This window comes from Kitasatospora sp. NPDC059599, assembly GCF_042735125.1.
Taxonomy (GTDB): domain Bacteria; phylum Actinomycetota; class Actinomycetes; order Streptomycetales; family Streptomycetaceae; genus Kitasatospora.
Window position 1 is genome coordinate 16,699 of the sequence record NZ_JBHWCL010000012.1, and the last position, 23,735, is coordinate 40,433.

The window sequence follows — 23,735 nt, forward strand, 5'->3', positions numbered from 1 at the left end:
GGCCCGAACGGAACCGCCGCGGAGCACGCGGGGAACTCCCGCGGAAAGCCGCAGGAAAAGGCGAAAGGAATTGCCGGTCGACTTCGGGAGTCGACCGGCAATTCCTCTTCCGGAGGCCGTGGCGGGAATTGAACCCGCGTACACCGCTTTGCAGACGGTCCCCTGAGCCACTCGGGCACACGGCCAGTGAATTCATGGTGGCGGATCCGGGGGAGGAGGGTCAACGAAGTTTTGTAAATTCTGTATGGCAATGTGTGCTACCGTCGAAGACCGGTGGCGGAATTCCCGCCACCCCGGACGAGCGCGTCGTACCCGGTGACGACAAGACGGCGCAGTTCAGCGGCAACCCGGCCGCTGTGGACTGCGGAGGCTCGTCGTCATGGCCTGGCTCGTTCTGATCGTCTCCGGTCTCCTGGAGACCGTCTGGGCAGTCGCCCTGGAATCGTCCAAGGGCTTCTCCCGGCTCGTTCCCACCGTCGTCTTCGGCGTCGCCTTGCTGTTCAGCATGGGCGGTCTGGCGTACGCGATGCGCACGATCCCGATCGGCACCGGGTACGCGGTCTGGGTCGGCATCGGCGCGGTCGGCACCGCGCTCTACGGCATGGCCGTCCTGGGGGACGCGGTGACCGCGGCCCGGATCGCCTGCCTGCTGCTGATCGTCTCCGGCGTGGTGGGCCTCAAGGTGCTGCACTGACCGCACGGGAGCACCGGCCCGCCCCGGCGGGGGTGCCGGCCCCGTCCTAGGCCTCGGGACCGAGTCGATCACCGACCCTGGTCAGGGGTCATCCGGGCGGACGGCTCTTACGATGTCACGTATGACCACAGCCTCCCCCACCTCGGTCGACCCCGTACCGATACCCCTCGACGACGACCCCGGCGGCGGGGTGCTCAGCGGCCGCTTCCGAGCCTTGACGCTGGGGATCGTCTCGGTGGTCCTGGTGATCGCCTTCGAGGCGACGGCCGTCAACACCGCGATGCCGACGGCGGCCCGCCAGCTGGACGGGCTCGGGCTGTACGCCTTCGCCTTCTCCGGCTACTTCACCACCACGCTGTTCGCCCTGGTCGTCTCCGGCCAGTGGTGCGACCGGCGCGGGCCGCTGCAGCCGCTGTTCACCGGCATCGCGGTGTTCGGCGTCGGCCTGCTGGTGGCCGGGACGGCGCCCGGGATGTGGGTGTTCGTGGCCGGGCGGGCGATCCAGGGCCTGGGCGGCGGGCTGGTGATCGTCGCGCTGTACGTGGTGGTCGGCCGGGCCTATCCGGAGCGGCTGCGGCCGTCGGTGTTCGCGGCCTTCTCCTCGGCCTGGGTGCTGCCCTCGATCGTGGGCCCGCTGGTCGCCGGGGCGGTCACCCAGCACCTCGGCTGGCGTTGGGTGTTCCTGGCCGTGCCGGTGCTGATCCTGCTGCCGCTGGTCGTGATGGGCCCGGCGCTGCGCCGCTCCATGGGGGTCTCCCCGGCCGCAGGCGAGGGGGGCGAGCACCCGGTGCCCGGGGGCACCGACTTCGACCGCCGGCGCACCCTGCTGGCCGCGATGGCGGCGCTCGGCGCCGGCCTGCTGCAGTACGCGGGGCAGCGCCGTGACCTGGTCGGGCTGCTCCCCGGGATCGCCGGGGCGGCGCTGCTGGTGCCGGCCGTCCTGGGGCTGCTGCCGAAGGGGACCCTGCGGGCCGGGCGCGGGCTGCCGACGGTGATCCTGCTGCGCGGGCTGGCCGCGGGGGCGTTCTTCGCGGCGGAGGCCTTCATCCCGCTGATGATGACCACCCAGCGCGGCCTGTCGCCCACGCTGGCCGGGCTCACCCTGACCAGTGGCGGGCTCTCCTGGGCGCTGGGTTCCTGGCTGCAGGGCCGGCCGGGGGCCGAGCGCTACCGCGAGGCGATGATCCGGGGCGGCTTCGTGCTGACCGCGCTGGCGATCGCGGGCGCCGCGCTGGTGCTGGTCCCGGGGGCGCCGGCCTGGGTCGCCTCGGTGGCCTGGGGGATCGGCGGCGTCGGGATGGGACTGGCCGTCGCGAGCGTCAGCGTGCTGATGATGAAGCTCTCCGCGCCGGAGGACGCCGGGGCCAACTCGGCCGCGCTGCAGATGAGCGACGCGCTGGGCAACGTGCTGCTCACCGGCCTGGCCGGGGTGCTGTTCGCCGCACTGGGCGGCGGAGCCCTGGCGGCCGCCCACGGACGGGCCGAAGGCGCCGGGTCGCCCGGCGCCTTCGCGGTGATCCTGCTGGTGATGGCCGGGGTGGCGCTGCTGGGTGCGCTGCTCGCCGGCCGGGTCCGCACCCGGTCCTGACGGTCAGCCGGCGGTGGCGGTGGCGGTGGCGGTGGCGCTGGCGGAGGGGGACGGGGAGGGGGCCGGCGCCGCCGCCGGGGTGCCGAGGAAGGCCTCCCAGCCGCCCGTCGGGGACTGGCCCGGGGCGAGGGTCTGCAGCTTGCGCAGCACCGCCGGGTCCTGGGCGTCCAGCCAGTCGACCAGCTGGCGGAAGGAGACCAGCCGGACCTCCGGCTTGCCCGCGATGGCCTTGAGCACGTCCTCGACGGCGTTCATGTAGATGCCGCCGTTCCACTCCTCGAAGTGGTTGCCGATGACGTACGGCGCCCGGTTGCCGCGGTAGGTGCGGTCGAAGCCCATCAGGTAGGAGTCGCGGGCCTGGGTCTGGAAGCCCGGGTGGAGCGCCGGGTCGGCCTTGGTGTTGGGGCCGCACTGGTTGTACATGATGTTGTAGTCCATCGAGAGCACCTGGAAGGTGTGCCCGGGGAAGGGGATGGACTGCAGCGGGAGGTCCCACAGCGCGCCGCCCTGGATCTTCTGCGGCCACACCTGGGTGCCGTTGCCGCTGCTGTCGTAGCGCCAGCCGCGCTTGACCGCGGTGGGCAGCAGGTTGCGCTGGCCCTCCAGGCAGGGGGTGCGGCTGCCGATCAGCTCCTTGCGGTAGTCGAAGGGCAGCGAGGGCAGGTCGGTGAAGCCGGTGTTGGTGCGCCAGTTCGTCACGAAGTCCATCGCCTGCTGGATCTCGCTGTCCCACTCCTCGGGGGACCACCTGCCGACGCCGGTGGCGCCGCAGAAGTGGCCGTTGAAGTGGGTGCCGATCTCGTGGCCCTCCAGCCAGGCGGCGTGCACGTTCTCCAGGGTGGCGCGGATGTGCTGGTCGCTCAGGTAGCCGATGTCGGAGGCGCCGGCCTTGTGCTGCGGCGGGCGGTAGAGGTCCTTCTTGGACTCGGGCAGCAGGTAGAGGCCGCTGAGGAAGAAGGTCATCTTCGCGTCGTGCTCCTGCGCCAGCCGGCGGAAGCGGGCGAACAGGCCGTTGTCGAGCTCGCCGGCGCCGTCCCAGGAGAAGACCACGAACTGCGGCGGGCGCTGCCCGGGCTGCAGCCGGTCGGGGACGGGCTGGTGCGGCTGGGAGCCGGTGTCGGAGGTGGAGCCGTCGCCGATCAGGACGGTCTGCGGCTCGGGGGCCGGGGCGGGAACGGGGGCGGGGGTGGCGCTCTGCTCGGCGTCCGCGCCGGTGGCGGAACCGGTCGCCCGCTCCCCGCCGGTGGCGTGGTTGCTGCCGCAGCCGGCCGCCAGGGTGGCGGCGGTGGCGGCGCCGGCCGCCAGCAGGGTGCGGCGGGAGAGAGCGTCCATGGTCACTCCGTTCAGGGGGCGTTCGGCGGCGTGCGGGAGTGCCGGGTCCGGCCGGACACCCGGGGTATCGAACCCGTGACCGCGTCAGCATGCCATGCGTGCGGAGACGGTCGAAGAGGCGCAGCGCGCGGTCGCAAGCGATCGCTCGAACGCCGCAACCGATCCGGTCCGTATAACCGTCGGTAGGTCGTGTCGGGTCGTGGCCCCGCGGGGGGCGCTGGTGGGGGCAGGCCGTCGCGCTCCGCGACCGGACGCCCACGCGGTGCAGGAAAGGGGCCTGCAACCCTGCCGATCGGCGGGTGCCGGTACGACCGTCGTATGGACGTGCCTTACAGTCCCATCCGGTTCAATTGTTCCCAGGAAACTCCCAGGAAGAGGAGTTCCGTCGGCAGAGGGGAGCGCCCGTGGGCGTCCAGCAGAGCAGGAGCCCCTGGCCGGGCACCCTGGCGGCGGGAGCCGCGCTGGTGCTCGGCGCCTGGCTGCTGCGCGACGGCGGCTCGGCGGTGCTGCCCCCCGCCCCTGGTACGGGCCAGGCCCAGGCCGGCATCGCGCCGGTCTCCGTCGTCCCGCCGCTGGGCCCGTCCGCGCCGACCCGGATCCGCATCCCGGCCGTCCGTCTGGACGCCCCGGTCACCGCGCTCGGGCTGGACGCCGAGGGCCACCTGCAGGCCCCGCCGGAGGCGGACCGCAACCTCGCGGGGTGGTACCGGGGCGGCGCCAGCCCCGGCCAGCGGGGCACCGCGATCCTTGCGGGGCACGTCGACAACAAGTCGGGTCCGGCCGTCTTCTACGATCTGGGTGCGCTCCGTCGGGGGGACCGGATCGAGATCGCAAGGGCGGACGGTGCCATCGCCGTCTACCAGCTGTACGCCATCGAAGTGCACGACCGAAAGGACTTCCCGGACGACCGGGTCTACCGTCAGGCCGCTGACGCACAGCTGCGGGTGATCACCTGCGGCGGTGCCTACAGCGCGGAACACGGCTACGACAGCAACGTCGTCGCCTACGGGTTCCTGGCGGACACCACCCAGCCGGGCAAAGCCGCATGACCACGCTCACACTCGCTTCCCGCTGGAACCCGATCGACTGGCACCTCACCGAGGGCCGGATCCCGCACGCCGTCTTCGTGATCGGCTGGGCGGCGCTGTTCGCGCTCGCCGTCGGCCGCGGCCGCAGCTGGTGGCGCGTCCGCCTGCCCGCCGCGCTGTTCACCGCGGCCGCCCTCAGCCTGCTGCTCGACGTCGTGGTCGACGGCTGGTGGCACCCCTTCCCGGAGGGCACACCGGAGTACGTCACCTGGTGGATAGCCGTCGCCCTGCTCGGGTTCTGCCTGGTGGGCTACCGGATCCGCCGGCTCACCTGGGGCCGCCGCGGCATCGCGCTCGGCCTGAGCGGGCTGGTGCTGCTGATGTCCGCCTCCGAGATCAACATCGGCTTCGGACAGTTCCCGAGCGGGCGCGTGATGCTGGCGCCGTGGCTGACCAAGACCGACGGGCTGGTGCCGGCGAAGACCGGGGAGACCGTGGCCGCCCCGCCGGACAAGGTGCTCGACGAGGTCTGGAAGGCCCCGGCGGACCTGCCCGCGAAGGGGACCGTCTCGGTGGTGCCGATCCCCGGCCTCCGGTCGGGCTTCAAGGGCCGCGACGCGTACGTCTACCTCCCGCCCGCCTACCAGGCCAACCCGCGGCCGCTGCTGCCGGTGGTCGTGATGTTGACCGGCCAGCCGGGCGAACCCGGCGACTGGGTCCTCCGGGGGCAGCTGAACGAGCGGATGGACGCGTTCGCCGCGCAGCACGGCGGCCTCGCGCCGATCGTGGTGATGCCCGACCAGCTCGGTGCCACCTGGGCCAACACGCTCTGCATGGACTCCAAGCTCGCCAAGATGCAGACCTACCTGGCGTCGGACGTCCCGTTCTGGATCCACCAGAACCTGCAGACCGCGACCGGCCGGAAGTCCTGGGCGATCGGCGGCGCCTCGATGGGCGGCACCTGCGCGCTCCAACTCGGTGTCAACGCGCCCGACGTGTACGGCACCGTCCTCGACATGTCCGGGCAGGAGGAGCCGACCCTCGGCACCCGGGACGACACCGTCAGGGTCGCGTTCGGCGGTGACGGAAAGAAGTTCGACGCGGTCGACCCGGTGCAGGTGATGGCCCGGAAGCGGTTCCCGGACACCAACGTCGCCCTGCTCGTCGGTGAGACCGACGACGAGTTCAAGCCGCAGATGGAGAAGATCTACCGGGCCGTACAGGGGGCTGGGATGAAGGCGAAGTTCGAACTGATGCCGGGCGGTCACGGCTGGGTCGTCTTCCGACCCGGCATCGTCCAGCAGATCCCGTGGCTCGCAAGCCAGACCGGGTTGACCCGGTGACCGGGGCGGGCACGGCGGTCGCCGCCGTCGACGAGAAGGGGAAGGGGGCGGCGCGGGTCGTCCCCCAGCGCGGCGCGCAGGGCGGCTCCGAGCAGGGCGCGGACCGCGCGCCGGTCACCCGGACGCCGGAGCCCCGCCCGCAGCGGGTGCGGCGGGCCGCCCGGGTGCTCGGCGGCCGGCTGCGCGCGGCGCCGCTGACGCTGGCGCTGCTGGCCGGACTCTGGCTGATCGGCGCGGCCACCGGCAGCCTGCGCCACGGGCCGTCCGAGCGGCTGCTGGACCGGGCCGGGGTCGGCCTGCCCACGTTCGCCGAGGGCCACTGGTGGACGCCGTTCACCTCGGCGTTCTGGTGCTCCGGCATCGGCTCCTACGTGTTCACCAGCCTGCTGCTGCTCCTGGTCGGCCCGGCCGCCGAGCACCGGCTCGGCCGGCTGCGCACCCTCGCGGTGCTGGTCGGCGGGCAGGTCGTCGGCACCCTGCTGGGCACCGGGCTGATCGCCTTCGGCTCCTCGGCCGGGGAGCAGTGGACCGCCTCGGTCGCCGACCAGGTCTCGGTCGGCCCCGCCGTCGGCCTGTTCGCGCTGGCCGGGGTGCTCGGGTACCGGCTCACGGTGCTCTGGCGGCGCCGGCTGCACCTGCTGGTGCTGCTCGTCCCGCTGGTCATGACGCTGTACGTCGGCCACCTGCAGAGCGTTCAGCGGTGCGCCGCCGCGCTGGCCGGGCTCGGCGTCGGCGCGCTGCTCAGCCGCGGCCGCCCGTACCTGCGCTCGCTCGGCTCCTCGCACTCCGAGACCCGGGTGCTGGTCGCGCTCTGCCTGGTCGCTGCCGCCTTCGGGCCGCTGATCGCCTCGCTGTACGACAACGCCAGCGGGCCCTTCAACACCTTCTCCGAGCTGTACTTCTCGCACCGGCTCGGCCCGGACGAGGTCGCCGACCTGTGCGCGCTCTCGGCGCACGACTGCGCCCGCGCGCACGCCGTCGTCCGGATCTTCGACACCCCGGGCCGGCTGATGGCCGCGCTGTTCCCGGCGCTGCTGCTGGTACTGGCCGAGGGGCTGCGCCGGGGGCTGCGGTTCGCCTGGCTGGTGACCATCGCCACCGAGCTGCTGTGGGCGGGTCTGCTGGGCTGGCTCTACCTGGACGCCGGGCCGGACAGCCAGGACGTGGTGCAGTACTTCGTCGAGGCGATGCTGCTGCCGTTGCTGACCACCGGTCTGCTGCTGGCCACCCGCAAGCGGTTCCGGCTGCGGCTGGCAGGCCGGTCGGTGCGCCGGCTGGCCCTGGTGCTGGGCGGCGCCGCGCTGCTCTCCTCGGCCGCGTACGTCGGGCTCGGGCGGCTGGTGGCCGACCAGTTCGAACCGGGGGCGACCGTGCGGCGGCTGCTGCACGGGCTGCCCGCGCAGTTCCTGCCGCCCGCGTACAACGACCTGACGCCGGACTACCCGATCGCCGTCGGGTCGCTGGCGCGCTTCCTGGAGACGTACTGCGGCCTGGCGTTCTGGGTGGTGGCGCTGGTCACCCTGCTGACGGCCTTCCGCCGGCCCGTGCTCCACACCGACGCCGAGGCGGTCGCCCGTGCCAGGGCGCTGCTGACCCGGTACGGCGGCGGGACGCTGTCGTTCATCACCACCTGGGACGGCAACCACTACTGGTTCGACGAGCAGGGCCGGGCGGGCGTCGCCTACCGGGTGGTCGGCACCATCGCGCTGACCACCGGCGACCCGTTCGGCGCGCCGGAGGACCGGGCCCGGGCGGTGGCCGGCTTCGCCCGCTACTGCGACGCCCGCGGCTGGACGCCGTGCTTCTACAGCGTCTGCGGCCAGACCAGGGACGCCGCCACCCAGCTCGGCTGGCGCTCGGTGCAGGTCGCCGAGGACACCGTGGTCGCGCTCCCCGAGCTGGCCTTCACCGGCCGCAAGTGGCAGGACATCCGCACCGCCCTCAACAAGGCCGGCAAGCAGGGCATCACCGCGGAGTGGTGGGCCTACCACGAGGCGCCGCTCGCGCTGCGGGACCAGATCCGGGCGATCTCCGAGGAGTGGGTCTCCGAGAAGGGCCTGCCGGAGATGGGCTTCACGCTCGGCGGGCTGGACGAACTCGACGACCCCGACGTCCGGGTGCTGGTCGCCGTGGACGAGCAGCGGGTGGTGCACGGGCTGACCAGCTGGATGCCGGTGTACGAGGACGGCGTGCCGGTCGGCTGGACGCTGGACTTCATGCGCCGGCGCTCGGACGGCTTCCGCGGCGTCAACGAGTTCCTGATCGCCTCGGCCGCGCTCGGCTTCAAGGAGGAGGGCGCGCGCTTCCTGTCGCTGTCCGGCGCGCCACTGGCCCGCACCGGGCAGGGCGAGGAGCCCACCGGGCTGCAGCGGATGCTGGACTGGATGGGCAAGGTGCTGGAGCCGGTCTACGGCTTCCGCTCGCTGCTCGCGTTCAAGGCGAAGTTCCAGCCGGAGTACCGGCCGATGTACATGGCCTACCCCGACCCGGCCGCGCTGCCCGGCATCACCCGGGCGATCGGCAAGGCGTACCTGCCGCACCTGACGGCGGCGCAGGGCGTCCGGCTGATGCGCAAGCTGTCCGGCTGACCGGCCCCCGCGCCGGAGGGCAGGGGCGGGGGAGCGACGGGGGAGCGGGACGGGAGCGACGGGGGAGTGCCGACCGGCCGGCACCGGGACCGCGGTGCCCCGGAGGCGGGCGGGCACGTCGCGGCCCGTCAGCCGAGCAGCTGGGCGAGGGCGCGGTCGGCGTCCAGGTGGAGGTGCTCCTCGCCCTCGGGGACGAGCAGCCGGCTGCGCCACAGGAAGCGGCGCAGGTCGCCGCTGTCGAACCGGACCAGTGCGATGCCCTCCGGGGCCCGCAGCTCGACCATGGTGCACCGGCCGGGCGCGGGCCGGACGTGGACGTCGCCGACGCCGGCCGGCAGCTCGACGCCGGCCGAGAGCAGCCGGCGCGCGAAGACCCAGACGATGTCCCCGGCGTCCCGGTCCTCCGCGTCCTCGTCCAGTGAGAACTCGGCGGGGAAGGCCATCCGGACGGCCAGCGGGTCGTCCGGCAGGTAGGACAGGACGACCCGCAGCCGGACGGAGCGGTGGGGGGAGAGGATCAGGCGGGCCTGGACGGTCTCTTCGACGGTGCGCACGGGGGGTCCCTTCGGTTCGGTGCGGGGCCGCGCCACGACGGGGGTCGCTGCGGCCTCACCCCGGTGAGAGTCCCGCCGGCCGCCGTGATTACCCGGTTCCGGAAGCGATCGGACGTGATCCGCGCCACATCGATTTCCGGCCGTACGGGCCCGGCGCGGAGCCTCGCCTGGAGGCCCGAACGGCGCCGGGCCGGTAGGCTGGGCGGGTTGTCCGATCGCCGCCCGACCGCGGGACGGGGCCGAAAAACCGCCTCTGACCTGCGATGATCCCCCTCGGAGACCGTGAGTACTGCCGCCGCCTCCTCGATGCCGCTGTTCTCCGACGTACCGGAGACCCAGGCCCCCGCCCGACCCGCCGGCCACGCCGCGTCCGCCGGCTCGCACCACCTCTCCCCGGCCTTCCCCGGCCGTGCCCCCTGGGGCACCGCCGGCAAGCTGCGGGCCTGGCAGCAGGGTGCGCTGGACAAGTACATCGAGACGCAGCCGCGCGACTTCCTCGCGGTCGCGACCCCGGGCGCAGGCAAGACCACCTTCGCGCTCACCCTGGCCTCGTACCTGCTGCACAACCACCTGGTGCAGCAGGTGACCGTGGTCGCGCCGACCGAGCACCTCAAGAAGCAGTGGGCCGAGGCCGCCGCACGGATAGGCATCAAGCTGGACCCGGCGTACTCCTCCGGGCCGCTGTCCCGCGAGTACCACGGCATCGTGGTCACCTACGCGGGCGTCGGGGTCAACCCGATGCTGCACCGCAACCGGACCGAGTCCCGCAAGACCCTCGTGATCATGGACGAGATCCACCACGCCGGTGACTCCAAGTCCTGGGGCGAGGCCTGCTTCGAGGCCTTCGAGCCCGCGGCCCGCCGGCTGGCGCTGACCGGTACGCCGTTCCGCTCCGACACCAACCCGATCCCCTTCGTGGCGTACGAGGCGGGGGGCGACGGCATCCGCAAGTCCGTGGCCGACTACACCTACGGCTACGGGCACGCGCTCGCCGACCACGTCGTCCGCCCGGTGATCTTCCTCAGCTACAGCGGCAACATGCGCTGGCGCACCAAGTCCGGCGACGAGCTGGAGGCCCGGCTCGGCGAGCCGATGACCAAGGACCTGATCGCCCAGGCCTGGCGCACCGCGCTGGCCCCGCAGGGCGAGTGGATCCCGTCCGTGCTGCAGGCCGCCGACCGGCGGCTGAGCGAGGTCCGCAAGGCGATCCCGGACGCCGGCGGCCTGGTGATCGCCACCGACCAGACCGTCGCCCGCGCGTACGCCAAGCTGCTGCGCGAGATCAGCGGCGAGAAGGTCACCCTGGTGCTCTCCGACGAGACCGAGGCCTCCCAGCGGATCTCCGACTACGCGGCCGGGACCTCGCGCTGGATGGTCGCCGTCCGCATGGTGTCCGAGGGCGTCGACGTGCCCCGGCTGTGCGTCGGGGTGTACGCGACCTCGATCTCCACCCCGCTGTTCTTCGCCCAGGCCGTCGGCCGCTTCGTGCGCGCCCGCAAGCGCGGCGAGACGGCCTCGGTGTTCCTGCCGACCATCCCGATGCTGCTGGGCTTCGCCAACGAGATGGAGGTCCAGCGCGACCACGTGCTGGACCGGCCGAAGAAGGAGGGCGAGGGCCTCTTCGACGAGGAGGACCGGCTGCTCGCCGAGGCCGAGCGGGCCAACGACGGCCCCGACGGCGCCGGCGGCGATGAGTTCTCCTACGAGGCGCTGGGCTCCGACGCGGTCTTCGACCGGGTGCTGTACAACGCCATGGAGTTCGGCATGCAGGCCCACCCGGGGAGCGAGGAGGAGGACGACTACCTCGGCATCCCGGGCCTGCTGGAGCCGGACCAGGTGCAGATGCTGCTGCAGAAGCGCCAGCACCGGCAGATCCAGCGCAGCAAGACCAAGCCCGCCGAGGAGGCCGACCTGCTGGAGCTGCCGGCCGAGCAGCGGCCGGTCGTCACCCACCAGGAGCTCCGCGAGCTGCGCAAGGAGCTCAACGCGCTGGTGGCCGCCTGGCACCACCGCACCAGCCAGCCCCACGGCACCATCCACAACGAGCTGCGCCGCCAGTGCGGCGGGCCGCTCACCGCGCAGGCCACCGCCAACCAGCTCAAGGCGCGGATCGTCCGGATCCGGGAGTGGGCGAAGTAGCGGTCCGGCGGGCCCGGCCGGGCCGCCCCTCCTCCCGCCCGGTGCCGGGCGGGAGGCGCCCCCGCCCCGGTGTGTCCGGACTCCGGACCCGGGTCGAACTCCTGCGCTGATGCACCCTGCGGATGGGGATGGTTTGTCCGGAATTTGCGGCGCCGTTGAAGTCGATCACGCCCGAATTTTGGACAACCACTTCCCCCGCGACATTTCCTTCACTACCTTTCCCCCACGCTCTTCCGCCGGGCAACCCCTCGCGGGACGGCGCCGCAGGACCGTGCGGGCGTCAAGGAGGACACCGCGCACGGCCCTAGCGCGGCCACCCCCACCTGCGCGCGACACCGCCCTTGGACCGGTGCCGCCCGCCCCGCGAGCGCCGCGGAAAGGATTGCCCGTCGTGACAGCCGAGACCTCCCAGACCCTGGACCGAGGCGTCCGGGTCCTCAAGCTCCTCGCCGACTCCGAGCGGGGGCTGACCGTCACCGAGCTCGCCGCACGGCTCGCCGTCAACCGCACCGTCGTCTACCGGTTGCTGGCCACCCTGGAGCAGCACGGCCTGGTCCGCCGGGACATCGGCGGCCGCGCCCGGGTCGGCCTCGGCGTGCTGCGGCTCGCCCACCGGGTGCACCCGCTGCTGCGCGAGGCCGCGCTGCCCGCCCTGCGCAGCCTCGCCGAGGACCTCGGCGCCACCGCCCACCTGACCCTGGTGGACGGCAGCGAGGCCTTGGCCGTCGCCGTGGTGGAGCCGAGCTGGACCGACTTCCACGTCGCCTACCGGACCGGCCTGCGCCACCCGCTCGGCGAGAGCGCGGCCGGCCGGGCGATCCTGGAGGCACGCACCTTCCCCAGCCAGCGCCGCCCCGACCAGGGCTTCGTCATCACCCGCGCGGAGGAGCAGTCCGGGGCGTGCGGCGCCGCCGCCGCGCTGCTCGGACTGAGCGGCATCGAGGGCAGCGTCGGCGTCGTGATGCTGAACGGCATGGTGCCCGAGCGGGTCGGCCCCCGGGTGGTGGAGGCGGCGACCGAGGTCGCCGACGCGCTGAGGTAGCGCCCCCCGCCGCCCGCCCCCGGGCGGGCGGACCACACCGGGGCGCCGGGTGTGTTTGGATTCCCCTTGTGTCCGACACCAAGCTGCCCAAGGCCCTCACCGCCCCGCGGACCCGCGCGCTCGCGCTGTGCGGAGCGCTGGTCACCGCACTGTTCGGCGTGGCCGCCTTCGTCCCGCTGCCGTACACGATCACCTGGCCGGGCCTGACCGCGGACACCCTGGGCACCTACCAGGACAAGCCGGTGCTCACCATCACCGGGGCACCGCTGCGCACCACCGAGGGCGAGCTGCGGATGGTCACCATCACGGCGACCAACCCGGACCAGCGGAGCACCTTCCTGCGGTCGATGCAGGCCTGGTTCGACCCGAAGGAGGCGGTGCGTCCGACGGACACCGTCTACCCGCAGGGCAACCCGGCCAAGGCCGAGGAGGTGACCGCCCAGCAGATGGCCGAGTCGCAGGACAACGCCACCGTGGCCGCGCTGAACTACCTCCACCTCTCGCCGGACCAGGTGAAGGTCAAGGTCGACCTGGGGGACGTCGGCGGCCCGAGCGCCGGCCAGATGCTGGCGCTGGGCATCGTCGACAAGCTCGCCGGCGACGGCAACGGCGGCGACCTCACCGGCGGGCGCACCATCGCGGGCACCGGCACCATCGACCACGACGGCACGGTCGGCCCGGTGGGCGGCGTCCCGCTGAAGACCCAGGCGGCCGCCCGGGACGGCGCCACCGTGTTCCTGCTGCCCAGGGACGAGTGCACGGACGCCAAGGTGAACACGCCCGCGTCGCTGCGGCTGGTGCCGGTCGCCACCCTCGACGAGGCGGTCTCGGCCCTGAAGGCGCTCAAGACCGGCGGCAGCGTCCCCTCCTGCTGACCGGGCGCGGCGACGGGGCGCGGCGGCGGAGCCCGGTGCGGGGCGGCCCGGCGGGCCCGGGCCGGGGGTGATCCGGCGGGCTACTCGGCGGCGGCCTGGTCCACCAGCGGCAGGATCCGGTACGGCACCGGGTTCTCCAGCACGATCGCGGTGGACGAGCGGACGATCCCGTCGAAGCCCACCACCCGGTCGATCACCCGCTGCAGATCGGCGTTGGACCGGGCCACGATCCGCACCATCATGTCCCCGATCCCGGTGATGGTGTGCAGCTCCAGCACCTCCGGCACACCCGCCAGGTGCGCCCGCACGTCCGCGCCCTGGCCCTGGGAGATCTCCAGGGTCGCGAAGGCCGTCACCGGGTAGCCGATCGCGGCCGGGTCCACCTCCGGGCCGAAGCCGCCGATCACCCCCTTGGCCTGCAGCCGGTCCAGCCGGGCCTGCACGGTGCCGCGGGCGACCTGCAGCCGCCGCGAGCACTCCAGCACCCCGATCCGGGGCTCCTCGGCGAGCAGCCGGATCAGCCGGCCGTCCAGGGTGTCGATCGTGTCGTTCGTGCTGCTCACGATCGAAGTGCCTTGCGGGGCAGCGGGGTTGGTCGAGTCGGGCGAACTCGGGGAGTGGGCGGGGGGCATCGCGGCACCGTCCTCCGGTGGGCATTCTGTACAGCTGCGCGGCCGATTCTCCCGCCCCGGGGCACAGCTTGACCAGGAGGAAACGGAACAGTTGCGCGCAGGTCGGCTCGGCGCCACCCTCCAGCCACGACCCCGTGCCCCGGGTCCCCCACCCCGGCGCCGGGGCCCAGCGTGGTCCGTACGCCTACCGGGAGGGCCGTCATGACCGACACCGCCGCCGAACCCGTCCTGCTCGGGGCAGGCCCCCTACCGGACGCGGGCGAACCGGGCCCGCTGCCGACGGGCCGCGCCGACGCGGTGGTCTTCGCGGTCGCCGACGCCGAGCGGGCCGCCCGCCGCTACTGCGCCGCGCTGGGGCTGCGGTGCACCGCGTACGCGGGACCGGAGACCGGCGAGCCGGAGACCGTCTCGTACGTGCTCGCCGCGCCGGGGACGCGGATCGTGCTCACCTCGCTGGTGCAGGTGATCGGCCCGCGCGGCCGGGAGCTGGCCGCGCACCTGGACCGGTTCGGGGACGGGGTCGTCGACGTCGCGGTGAGCGTGCCGGACGTCTACTACGCCTACGACTACGCGGTCGACCGGGGTGCGCTGTCGCTGGCCGAGCCGTACGGGACCCGGGACGCGTACGGTGCGGTGGTGCTGGCCGCCATCGGGGTGCCCGGCGGGACCAGGCACACCCTGGTCGACCGGGCCGGCTACGCCGGGCCGTACCTGCCGGGGTTCGTTCCGCACGCAGGGTTCTGACGGGCGGACGGCGGAAGCCCGATGGCGGGACCGGTGGCGGGAGTCCGGTGGCGCGAGTCCGGTCGCGGGCGTCTGCGACGGGGGTTCGACGGGCCCTACCGGACGGCCGTTTCCACGATCGGCGGGTGCCCGTTCCAGTAGACGAAGACCGAGTTGGCCTGGTCGTCCTTGGTGAAGTCGATCCGCATCCACTGGGGGCCGTTCCACACCTGCATCTGCCAGCCCGGGTCCGGGGTGGCGGAGACCAGCGAGGCCCGGTCGGGCTTCAGGTCCAGCGCGACCTTGCCGCCCGGGATCGGGTAGCTCTTCACGGTGGACGTCGCGGTGGGCGTCGGCGTGGGCCGCCGGGTCGGCGGCGGGGTGGTCGCGGCGGGGGTCGGTCCGTGCGTCGCGGTGGCGGTCGGGGAGGCCGGCTGGGTCGGGGCCGTGGACTGCGCGGCCGGGACCGGCGGTTCGGGGGCGGCGGCCGGGGAGGACGACGTGCCGTCGGCCTTCGGGGAGGGCAGCGGCAGCGCCGTGGGCCGTTCGAACGCGGCGCCGGTCAGCACCGCGTGCACGCCGAGCCAGGACAGCGCCACCGCCGCCCCGGTGGCCGCCGCCCAGGCGCCGAGCTGTACCAGTCCGTTCCGCATCGTCCGCACATCCTGCCGTATTTCCACCGCGCCGGAGACCGGCACCCTCGCCATTCCTCAGGGCAGTTGCACAATGTCCGGACCGGGCCCCGAGGTACAGACCACTCCCTGCTGATGGCGTACCGTGCAGGCCCATGGCAACAGTGCTCGTGGTCGAGGACGACCCCTTCGTACGTTCCGCCCTCATCCGCCACCTGACCGACACGGGTCACGCGGTCCGCAGCGTGGGCACCGCTCTCGAAGCGCTCCGGGAGGTCGCCCAGGTCGGCTGCGACCTGGTGATCCTCGACCTGGGCCTGCCCGACCTGGACGGCAGCGAGGCACTCAAGATGATCCGCGGCCTGACCAACGTGCCGGTGATCATCTCCACCGCCCGGGACGACGAGGCCGAGATCGTCCGGCTGCTCAACGACGGTGCTGACGACTACTTGGTGAAACCTTTCTCCGGTGAGCACCTCAGCGCCCGGATGGCCGCCGTGCTGCGCCGGCTCGGCAGCGGCGCCGCCCCCGTCGCCCAGGTGCTGCGGGTCGGCGGACTGGCCATCGACCTGCAGCGGCGCGAGGCCTCCCTGGACGGGCGCCCGCTCGACCTGACCCGCCGTGAGTTCGACCTGCTGGCCTTCCTCGCCGCCCGGCCCGGCGTCGTGGTGCCGCGCAAGGAGATCCTCGCCGAGGTCTGGCAACAGACCTACGGCGGCGACCAGACCATCGACGTCCACCTCTCCTGGCTGCGCCGCAAGCTCGGCGAGACCGCCTCCAACCCCCGCTACCTGCACACCGTCCGGGGCGTCGGCGTGCGGCTGGAGGCCACCGGGGACCAGGCGGGGCACCGGACATGAGGAGGTTCGGGCACTCGCTGCGCTGGGCCCTGATCAAGGCCGCCGTGGCCGGGACCACCATGGTCGCGCTGGCCTTCCTCATCCCGCTCGGCCTGATGGTCCAGCAGACCGCGCGGGACCGGGCGTTCACCGCCGCCGAACGCCAGGCGGCGGCCCTCGGACCCGCGCTGGCGATCACCACCGACCAGGACGCCGTCACCCGGGCCCTGGCCAGCACGGACGCGGGCGGGCAGGGACGGATGGCCGTCCACCTGCCCGCGGCGGGACAGCCGGAGGCCCCCGGGACCGGCGGCCCCGGCGGACCGACGCTCGGCCAGGGCCGGGCCGCCGCCGACGACGTGGCCACGGCCGGCGGCAAGGGCCGGTCCTTCACCGTGGAGGTGCCCGGCGGCTACGCGCTGCTCCAGCCCGTCGCGGTGGACACCGGGCGGACCGCCGTGGTCGAGGTCTTCGTGGCCGAGGACGACCTCACCCGGGGCGTCTCCACCGCCTGGCTGGTGCTCTCCGCCGTCGCGCTCGCCCTGGTCGCCATCTCGGTGCTGGTCGCCGACCGGATGGGCAACCGGATCGTCGCCTCCGCCCGGCGGCTCGCCGGCGCCGCCCGCTCACTCGGCGCCGGCGACCTCGCGGTACGCGTCCCGGTCGAGGGCAAGCAGGTCGACGGCAGCCCCGAAGAACTGCGCGAAGCGTCCCACGCGTTCAACACCATGGCCGACCGGGTGGTCCAACTCCTCGCCGCCGAGCGGGAACTGGCCGCCGACCTGTCCCACCGGCTGCGCACCCCGCTGACCGTGCTGCGGCTCAACGCCGCCTCGCTCGGCGACGGCGACGCCGCCGACGCCACCCGCCACGCGGTCGCCCAACTCGAGCGCGAGGTCGACCAGATCATCCGCTCGGCCCGCCGCGCCCCCGAGGACGCGCCCACCGTCACGGTCGGCTGCGACGCCGCCGAGGTGATCCGCGAGCGGGTCGGCTTCTGGTCCGCGCTGGCCGAGGACGAAGGACGCCGCTGGCAGCTGGCCGGCGCCGAACGGGCGGCACCCGTCCCCGTCCAGCGCGGCGACCTGGCGGCCGCCGTCGACGCCCTGCTCGGCAACGTCTTCCGGCACACCGCCGTCGGCACCGCCTTCTCCGTGGACGTGCTGGCCACCGACAGCTCGGTGATCGTGCTGGTCGGCGACGCCGGACCGGGGTACGACGACCCGGCCGCCGCCCTCAAGCGCGGTGAGGGCCACGGCGGGGAGGGCTCGACCGGCCTCGGCCTCGACATCGTCCGCAAGCTCGCCGAGTCCATCGGCGGGGACCTCGCACTCGGCCGCTCCGCCGTCCTCGGCGGCGCCGAGACCCGGCTGCGGCTGCGCACCCGGCCGGAGACGGCGAGGCCCGCGCGGACCGGACGGCGACGCAGCCGCGGAGTGCTCTTCCCCCGGTGAGACGGCGCCGGGGAGGACGACTTCCTTAAGTGTGGCCTAAGGGAGTTCTACCCCTTGCTCAGCCCGCCGGTTCGAGCCCCGGACCGCCGCTAGCGTCGGTCGCGCCGGTCACCCGACCGAGCCGGGCCGGCCGCCCGGACGTCCGCAGGCACTCCGTGCCGGGACGGCGGCCGACCGAAGGCACCCGCGGAGGTAACGCGCCATGACCACCCAGCCCACCCGCCGCTCCGGCCACCGCAGGCGCAGCCGCAAGGGCGCGATCATCGGGGCCGCCGCGGTCGCCGCCGCCCTGGTCACGGGCGGGACGGTCGTCCTCGCCGGCTCGGCCAGCGCCGCCTCGCTCGGTGCCGTCTACAGCCGCACCAGCGCCTGGGACACCGGCTACACCGGCCAGTACCTGGTCACCAACCCGGACAGCAGCCCGATCGAGGACTGGACGCTCAGCTTCGACCTGCCGGCCGGCGCGAAGATCGACTCGCTCTGGAACGCCACCTTCACCGCCGACGGCCGGCACGTCACGGTCAAGCCCGAGGCCTGGAGCAAGCGGCTGGAGCCCGGCAGGAGCGTGGTGGTCGGCTTCGTCGCCCAGGGCGCGGGCGCGGCGCAGGCCGAGCCGGAGAAGTGCCTGATCAACAACACCTCCTGCAAGGCCGGCGACGGTCCCGCGCCCACCCCCTCGGGGCGGCCGACCGCCACCGCGACCCCGGCCCCGCCGACCGCCTCCCCGACGCCCACGGCGAGCGCCACCGCCACCGCCAAGCCCAGCCCCACCGCCACGACGAAGCCGACCACCCCGGCACCGACCCCCACCCCGACCGTCACCCCCACGGCGACCGGTGGGCCCGTTCCCCCGGTCGGCGCCGGGGCCGGCTTCGCCCCGTACGTCGACACCTCGCTCTACCCGCCCTACGACCTGGCGGCCACCGCCAAGGCGAGCGGCGTGAAGAACTTCAACCTCGCCTTCGTGGTCTCCGGCGGCGGCTGCGTGCCCAAGTGGGGCGGCGTCAGCGACCTGTCCGCCGACGCGGTGGCCGCCCAGATCGGCGCACTGCGGGCGATCGGCGGCGACGTCCGGATCTCCTTCGGCGGCGCCAACGGCAGCGAGCTGGCCCTCGCCTGCGGCTCCACCGCCGACCTCACCGCCGCGTACCAGAAGGTCGTGGACGCCTACGGCGCCACCAAACTGGACTTCGACGTCGAGGGCGGCGCGATCGCCGACGCCGCCGCCAACACCCGGCGCGCCCAGGCCGTCGCCCAGCTGCAGAAGAACGCCGCCGCCAAGGGCAAGGCCCTCGACGTCTCCTTCACCCTGCCCGCGCTGCCCTCCGGCCTGACCCAGGAGGGCGTCGACCTCGTCGCCGGCGCCAAGGCCGGCGGCGTCGCGATCGGCGCCGTCAACATCATGGCGATGGACTTCGGCGACGGCGTCGCCCCCAACCCGCAGGGCCAGATGGGCAAGTACGCGATCGCCGCGGCCACCGCCACCCAGGCCCAGGTCAAGAGCGTGCTGGGGCTGGACGACGCGGCCGCCTGGCGCAAGGTCGCGGTCACCCCGATGATCGGCGTCAACGACGTGGCCACCGAGGTCTTCACCGTCGCCGACGCCAAGCAGCTCGCCGAGTTCGCCAAGACCAAGCACCTCGCCTGGCTGGCCATGTGGTCCGGCACCCGGGACAAGGCCTGCGAGGGCGGCGCCAAGGCCTACGCCGACGCCACCTGCAGCAGCATCGTCCAGCAGCCGCTGGACTTCACCCGGGCCCTCGGGGCGTACACGGGCTGACGCCCGCCGGGTCCCCCGTCGGCCCCGGCCGTCCGTGCTCAGTCCGCAGCCGAGTACGGGCGGCCGGGGTTTCTCGTCACGTTCCGTAGTCGATCGTCTCCGGGCCCGTTCGGGTGGCATCCGGTATCGTCGCTGGTTGGCCGAGCGGTGGACGGAGTGGACAGTGACAGCGGTGCAAGACGAGCGCAGCCCGGTGCGAACCGCACCCGACCCCTCGCCCGAGCCCCTGTCGGACCGGCTGCGCCGAGTGCTCGCCGCTCCCGCCCGGGCCCTGCGCGAGGCCCCCCGCCGTCCGCTGCTGGCCGCCTCCGCGCTGGCGCTGCTCTCCCTGGTCGTGTACGCAGTGGTGCGCCACTTCGTCCACACCTCGATGGTGGACATGATCGTCTACCGGGCCGAGGGCGCCGCCGTCGCCAACGGTGACGACCTGTACGGCCTGCGCGTCACCGAGTGGAACCTGCCGGCGACCTACCCGCCCTTCGCGGCGATGCTGTTCGTCCCGACCACCTGGTTCCCGGTCCCCTTCCTCCGGGTCGCGATCACTCTCGGCAACCTCGGGCTGCTCGCCCTGCTCACCCACCTGTCGTTCAAGCTGGTCGGCTGGCCGCGCCGCGAACTGCGGCCGATCGGCGTGATCCTGGTGACCGGCCTCGGCGTCTGGCTCGAACCCGTCTTCACCACGCTCCGCTACGGCCAGATCAACCTCGCGCTCGCCTGCCTGATCCTCTGGGACCTCACGCGTCCCGACGGACGCCGCAGCAAGGGCGTGGCGATCGGCATCGCCGCCGGCATCAAGCTCACCCCCGGCCTGTTCGCCGTCTACCTGCTGATCACCGGCCGGGTCCGGGCCGCCTTCGTGGCCGGCCTCACCTTCCTCGGCACCTTCCTGCTCGGCGCCCTCGTCCTGCCCGACGCCACCTGGGGCTTCTGGACCAAGTACCTCTACGACTCCTCCCGGGTCGGCAAGACCCAGATCGTCGACAACCAGTCGCTGCGCGGCGCCTTCGCCCGCCTGCTGCACACCGCCGACCCCGGCACCGTCGCCACCCTCGGAGCCGGCCTGGTCGCGCTGGCCGGCCTCGCCGTCGCCGCCTGGGCCGCCCGCAGCGGCCGCTGGCTGCCCCGGGCCGAGGCCTGGGGCGTCTGCTGCGCGGCCGTCACCGCGGTGCTGATCTCGCCGATCAGCTGGACCCACCACTGGGTCTGGTGCGTGCCGCTGCTCGTCCTGCTCGCCGCCGAGGCCTCCGTCGAACACGCCCGCCCGGCCGACGTCCGCCGACTGCGCTGGCGGGCCGTCTTCTGGGCCACGCTGGTCGCCTTCCTGTCCTTCGCCATGTGGGCGGCGAAGCCGCTCGGCCCGGCGGTCCTCCACATGTCACCGTGGCGCCAGCTGCCGACCTCGGTCTACCCGTGGGTCGGGCTCTGCTTCCTGCTCGCCGCCGCGATCCGGACGAGGGCGCGCCGCCGCTCCGCCGGCGCGCCGCTGGTCCGGCTGCCCGTGCAGCGCGACGGCGGCGGACCGGACGCCGCCCGCGGCCGTCAGCAGGCCCCCGCGGCCCGCTGAGCCGGCGGGGGCGCCGCTCCTGCCACCTCGCCCGGGTACGGACCGGCGCACCTCGCCCGGGTGCGTACCGGCGCACCTCGCGCGGGTGCGTACCGGCGCACACTCCGACGCACGCCCATGCACACTGCGACGCACGCCTAGGCGAGCAGCTCGGCGAGCGAGCCGTCCATGTCCAGCGCGGCCAGCTCGCTGCCCGGCGGCACCAGCCGGTGCGCCCGCTCCAGCCAGGCCGCGACGGCCGGCAGCGGCGCCTCCAGGAGCGCGTCCCCGGCGGGCGAGCTCAGCGCCAGACAGAGCACGCTGCGCCGGCCCGAGCGGCTGCCCCCGGCCGAGGGCTGGGGGAGGGTCGGCCAGATCCGCACGTCGCCCTGGCCGCACGGGCGGAAGGTGCCCTCGACCAGCAGCTCGCGGGCGAACACCCAGGTCACCGGGGAGCCGGTGTCCAGGTGGAAGGTGATGTAGACCGCGTACGGGTCGTGGCTGCCGTAGGACAGCCGCGCCTGCACGGGGACGCTGTGCTCCGGCGAGAGCACCAGGTTGAGCTCCAGCTCGTGTTCGACGACGCTGACGGGGCGTTCCATGATCGTCTTCCTCTCCACCTCGGGGGTGTGCCCGGTTCCGGGCCCTGTGACCTTTGAGAGGGCGGTCCGCACCGGCTCTTACACACGTTTCCGGGATTTCTTCGGGACGTTCGGCGAGGGGTGGTGAACGGGCGGTCGCGCGGCGTGCGGATGCCGATCGTGCGCCTGGTTCTTTACCGTGCGCCGTCCTCCGCTGTCCGGGGATTCGTGAACTTCCCGTCGCGGCTCCGGCGAGGTACTACCCTTTGTGACTACCCGGCGACTGTCCGCCCATCGGCGCTGCCCCCACGTGCGCCGAACGCCGGGCGCGCGCCGGTTCGTGCGCCCGGGCGGACGCGGCGCGGCCGGTTCCGCGCCGCCGTCGTCGATCCACCGGATCCACCCCGGCGCCACCCGGCCCCACGCACGGTTCCACCCGGCGCCACTTCGGCGCCGACGGTTCCGCGCGTGCCACCGGTTCAAGGCTTCACCCGGCTCCACTGGTTCAAGGCATCACCGGTTCAAGGCTTCACCCGGCTCCACCGGCTCAAGGCTCCACTGGTTCAAGGCTCCACCCGGCACCACCGGTTCCCTCGTCCTTCCTTGCCCTCGTCAGGACCTGCCAGGAAAGAAGACCCCCATGACGGACCGCCCCTTCGCCGGCGGCGGCGACCCGGCCGTCGCACCCCAGCCGGGCTACTACCCCGACCCCTCCATCCCCGGCTTCGTCCGGTACTGGGGCGGCTCCGCCTGGGTGCCCGGGACCAGCCGGCCCGCGCCCGCCGCGGGTGAGGTGCTGGAACCGCCCCGGTACGCGACCCGGCGGCCCGCCCCGGGCGGGCCGCCGGCCCGGGCGGTGCCGCCACCGGCGGTCCCGGAGAGCGGGCTTCCCGAGGGCCCGGTCCCGGCGGGGGTGGTTCCGTCGGCCGGGGTTCCGTCGGCCGGGGTTCCGGGGGCTTCGGCGCAGACACCCGTGGCCGCTGCCGCGCCGGTGCAGGTGCCGCCGTCGGGGGCGGTGCCGACTGCCGGAACGACTCCGGAGCGTGAGGCGCCCGCGGGTGGGGGTGACACCGGGCCGGTGTACTTCGACCAGACCACGGGTGGGGCGTCCTTCGTGATCGGGCCGCGGGTCGCGGAGGTGATCGGCGGGCCGGTGTTCCGGACGGTCGGGCCGGCGGTGGGGGCCGCTGCCGAGGCCGGGAACGCCGTCGGTGCCGGGGCGTTCGCAGGGCCCGGGGCTTCCGTGCTCCCGGGAGTGGGGGCGGGGATCCCGGTGAGCGCGGGGGCCCCGGTCGGCGGCGTCGACGGGCCGCCGGCCGGTGCGGTGGCCGGTGCGGTGTCCGAGCCGGCCGAGGCCGTGCCCGGGTCGCTGCCCGGGGACTCGGGCCGGCAGACCCATCCGCGGGAGCAGCGGGGACTGATGGGGACGGGCGACGCACAGCGTTGGGTCTCCTGGGGGGTGCTTCCGGGAGCGCCCGAGGTGGATGAGGAGCGCGCGGATGAGGAACGCGCTCCAGTTGCCGGGGAGTCGACGACCGGTGCGGCCGCGCCCGCCGTGGCCGTGGCGGTGCGGGAGGCCCTCGCGACGTCCGTCGAGGCCTCGGGCGCGGTGCCGGTGGTGGTGCCGGCCGTCGTCGTGCCGGTGGTCGAAGGAGCGGAGGAGCAGGGCGTCGGCGCGCCGGCGCCTCCGGGGCAAGGCCGGGGTGCGCCTGCTGCCTCCGGTGCCGCAGGTGCGACCGGCGCGCCTGCCGCGTCCGGTACGTCCGGGCGGCCCGTCGCGTCCGCCGCGGCCGCCCGCACCACGCCGATGCCCGCCGTGCGACCGGCCCGACCGGCCCGGCAGAGCGCCGCCCGGCGTCGATCCGCCGCGCCCGCCGCCGTACCGGCCGGGCTGGGGCGCCGACTCGCCGCCCGCACGGTCGACACCGCCGTGCTGCTGGTGGTCGCCGTCGCCGCCGGCATCCCGCTCGGCCGCTCGGTCTCCGACCACCTCCAGGAGAAGCTCGACCAGGCCAAGATGGCCAGCGCCCTTACCCGCCGTCAGGTCCAGGTCTGGCTGGTGGACGACGTGGTGCTGGGGAAGATCGCCGTGCTGATCGGCATCCTGCTCTTCGCGAGCCTGCTCTACGAGGTGCTGCCGACCGCCCGGACCGGCCAGACCTTCGGCAAACGGCTCACCCGGATCCGCGTGGTCGACGCCGCCGCCCCCGCCCGGACCAGGCTGAGCCTCGGCCGCTCGCTGCTCCGGTGGATCGTCCGGCAGACGGGCACGGTGCTGCTGCTAGGTCTGGTCTGGCCGGTCTTCGACCGCCCGGCCCGACGCGGATGGCAGGACCGTGCCGCCCGGACGCGGGTGGTGCGGGCCTGA

At 74.2% G+C, this 23,735-nt stretch carries 19 protein-coding genes, 1 tRNA gene and 1 riboswitch; of the genes, 14 read left to right on the forward strand and 6 right to left on the reverse strand.

From position 1 onward, the window contains the following. Positions 1 to 113: 113 nt before the first annotated feature. A tRNA-Cys gene (locus ACFV04_RS06610) sits at positions 114 to 185 on the reverse strand. Between the two features lie 85 nt (positions 186 to 270). Further along, a riboswitch (guanidine-III (ykkC-III) riboswitch) is annotated at positions 271 to 336 on the forward strand. Between the two features lie 43 nt (positions 337 to 379). Here ACFV04_RS06610 and ACFV04_RS06615 point away from each other — a divergent pair. Beyond that, positions 380 to 694: an SMR family transporter gene (locus ACFV04_RS06615; protein ID WP_360253457.1), complete on the forward strand. Its 315-nt coding sequence runs from the start codon at positions 380 to 382 to the stop codon at positions 692 to 694. A gap of 121 nt (positions 695 to 815) precedes the next feature. Next, complete coding sequence (locus tag ACFV04_RS06620; protein WP_380527232.1) at positions 816 to 2,282, forward strand: MFS transporter; 1,467 nt, start codon at positions 816 to 818, stop codon at positions 2,280 to 2,282. Between the two features lie 3 nt (positions 2,283 to 2,285). On the opposite strand, the gene ACFV04_RS06625 is transcribed toward ACFV04_RS06620, so the two are convergent. Then, positions 2,286 to 3,614, reverse strand: a complete 1,329-nt coding sequence (locus ACFV04_RS06625) for a hypothetical protein (protein ID WP_380527234.1) — start codon at positions 3,612 to 3,614, stop codon at positions 2,286 to 2,288. Between the two features lie 404 nt (positions 3,615 to 4,018). Between ACFV04_RS06625 and ACFV04_RS06630 the strand changes: the two genes are divergently transcribed. From ACFV04_RS06630 to ACFV04_RS06640, 3 genes are read left to right on the forward strand one after another with little or no spacing between them, the layout of a single operon-like run. Continuing rightward, positions 4,019 to 4,663, forward strand: coding sequence for a class F sortase (locus tag ACFV04_RS06630; RefSeq protein ID WP_380339461.1), 645 nt, complete (start codon positions 4,019 to 4,021; stop codon positions 4,661 to 4,663). Next, a complete protein-coding gene (locus tag ACFV04_RS06635) occupies positions 4,660 to 5,985 on the forward strand; it encodes an alpha/beta hydrolase (RefSeq protein WP_380339458.1) in 1,326 nt (441 codons plus the stop codon). The genes ACFV04_RS06630 and ACFV04_RS06635 overlap by 4 nt, the downstream gene beginning before the upstream one ends. After that, entirely contained in the window at positions 5,952 to 8,573 is a 2,622-nt protein-coding gene (locus ACFV04_RS06640) for a rhomboid family intramembrane serine protease (RefSeq protein ID WP_380339456.1), read from the forward strand. Before ACFV04_RS06635 ends, ACFV04_RS06640 begins: the two co-directional genes overlap by 34 nt. A 128-nt stretch (positions 8,574 to 8,701) precedes the next feature. Here the strand turns inward: ACFV04_RS06640 and ACFV04_RS06645 are convergent, their stop codons facing one another. Continuing rightward, entirely contained in the window at positions 8,702 to 9,127 is a 426-nt protein-coding gene (locus ACFV04_RS06645; protein WP_360253445.1) for an SsgA family sporulation/cell division regulator, read from the reverse strand. Positions 9,128 to 9,433: 306 nt separating this feature from the next. On the opposite strand from ACFV04_RS06645, the gene ACFV04_RS06650 reads away from it, so the two are divergent. From ACFV04_RS06650 to ACFV04_RS06660, 3 genes are all read left to right on the forward strand, one after another. Next, positions 9,434 to 11,266: a DEAD/DEAH box helicase gene (locus ACFV04_RS06650; RefSeq protein WP_380339515.1), complete on the forward strand. Its 1,833-nt coding sequence runs from the start codon at positions 9,434 to 9,436 to the stop codon at positions 11,264 to 11,266. Positions 11,267 to 11,657: 391 nt separating this feature from the next. Continuing rightward, positions 11,658 to 12,308, forward strand: coding sequence for a helix-turn-helix domain-containing protein (locus tag ACFV04_RS06655; protein ID WP_360253443.1), 651 nt, complete (start codon positions 11,658 to 11,660; stop codon positions 12,306 to 12,308). 68 nt (positions 12,309 to 12,376) lie between these two features. Further along, the gene (locus tag ACFV04_RS06660) at positions 12,377 to 13,183 is read left to right on the forward strand and encodes a S16 family serine protease (protein WP_380527238.1); all 807 of its coding nucleotides are present in this window, start codon (positions 12,377 to 12,379) and stop codon (positions 13,181 to 13,183) included. Between the two features lie 80 nt (positions 13,184 to 13,263). On the opposite strand, the gene ACFV04_RS06665 is transcribed toward ACFV04_RS06660, so the two are convergent. Continuing rightward, on the reverse strand, positions 13,264 to 13,746 hold the full coding sequence (locus ACFV04_RS06665; RefSeq protein WP_360253439.1) for an Lrp/AsnC family transcriptional regulator: 483 nt from the start codon (positions 13,744 to 13,746) through the stop codon (positions 13,264 to 13,266). Between the two features lie 270 nt (positions 13,747 to 14,016). On the opposite strand from ACFV04_RS06665, the gene ACFV04_RS06670 reads away from it, so the two are divergent. Beyond that, positions 14,017 to 14,559, forward strand: a complete 543-nt coding sequence (locus ACFV04_RS06670; protein ID WP_380339446.1) for a VOC family protein — start codon at positions 14,017 to 14,019, stop codon at positions 14,557 to 14,559. Between the two features lie 95 nt (positions 14,560 to 14,654). Here ACFV04_RS06670 and ACFV04_RS06675 read toward each other — a convergent pair whose 3' ends face one another. Next, positions 14,655 to 15,191 (reverse strand): hypothetical protein, encoded by a 537-nt coding sequence (locus ACFV04_RS06675; RefSeq protein WP_380527240.1) that lies wholly within the window; start codon positions 15,189 to 15,191, stop codon positions 14,655 to 14,657. A 134-nt stretch (positions 15,192 to 15,325) separates the two neighbouring features. Between ACFV04_RS06675 and ACFV04_RS06680 the strand changes: the two genes are divergently transcribed. From ACFV04_RS06680 to ACFV04_RS06695, 4 genes are all read left to right on the forward strand, one after another. Further along, positions 15,326 to 16,030 carry a response regulator transcription factor gene (locus ACFV04_RS06680; RefSeq protein ID WP_380339441.1) on the forward strand — a complete coding sequence of 235 codons (705 nt, stop codon included), beginning with the start codon at positions 15,326 to 15,328 and terminating at the stop codon, positions 16,028 to 16,030. Continuing rightward, positions 16,027 to 17,463 carry a sensor histidine kinase gene (locus tag ACFV04_RS06685; protein WP_380339438.1) on the forward strand — a complete coding sequence of 479 codons (1,437 nt, stop codon included), beginning with the start codon at positions 16,027 to 16,029 and terminating at the stop codon, positions 17,461 to 17,463. The genes ACFV04_RS06680 and ACFV04_RS06685 overlap by 4 nt, the downstream gene beginning before the upstream one ends. Before the next feature lie 202 nt (positions 17,464 to 17,665). After that, a complete protein-coding gene (locus tag ACFV04_RS06690) occupies positions 17,666 to 19,243 on the forward strand; it encodes a cellulose binding domain-containing protein (protein WP_380339435.1) in 1,578 nt (525 codons plus the stop codon). A gap of 163 nt (positions 19,244 to 19,406) precedes the next feature. Then, entirely contained in the window at positions 19,407 to 20,807 is a 1,401-nt protein-coding gene (locus ACFV04_RS06695) for a glycosyltransferase 87 family protein (protein ID WP_380527243.1), read from the forward strand. 137 nt (positions 20,808 to 20,944) lie between these two features. Here the strand turns inward: ACFV04_RS06695 and ACFV04_RS06700 are convergent, their stop codons facing one another. Next, a complete protein-coding gene (locus ACFV04_RS06700) occupies positions 20,945 to 21,388 on the reverse strand; it encodes an SsgA family sporulation/cell division regulator (RefSeq protein WP_380527245.1) in 444 nt (147 codons plus the stop codon). 619 nt (positions 21,389 to 22,007) lie between these two features. Here ACFV04_RS06700 and ACFV04_RS06705 point away from each other — a divergent pair. Beyond that, complete coding sequence (locus ACFV04_RS06705; protein WP_380527247.1) at positions 22,008 to 23,735, forward strand: RDD family protein; 1,728 nt, start codon at positions 22,008 to 22,010, stop codon at positions 23,733 to 23,735.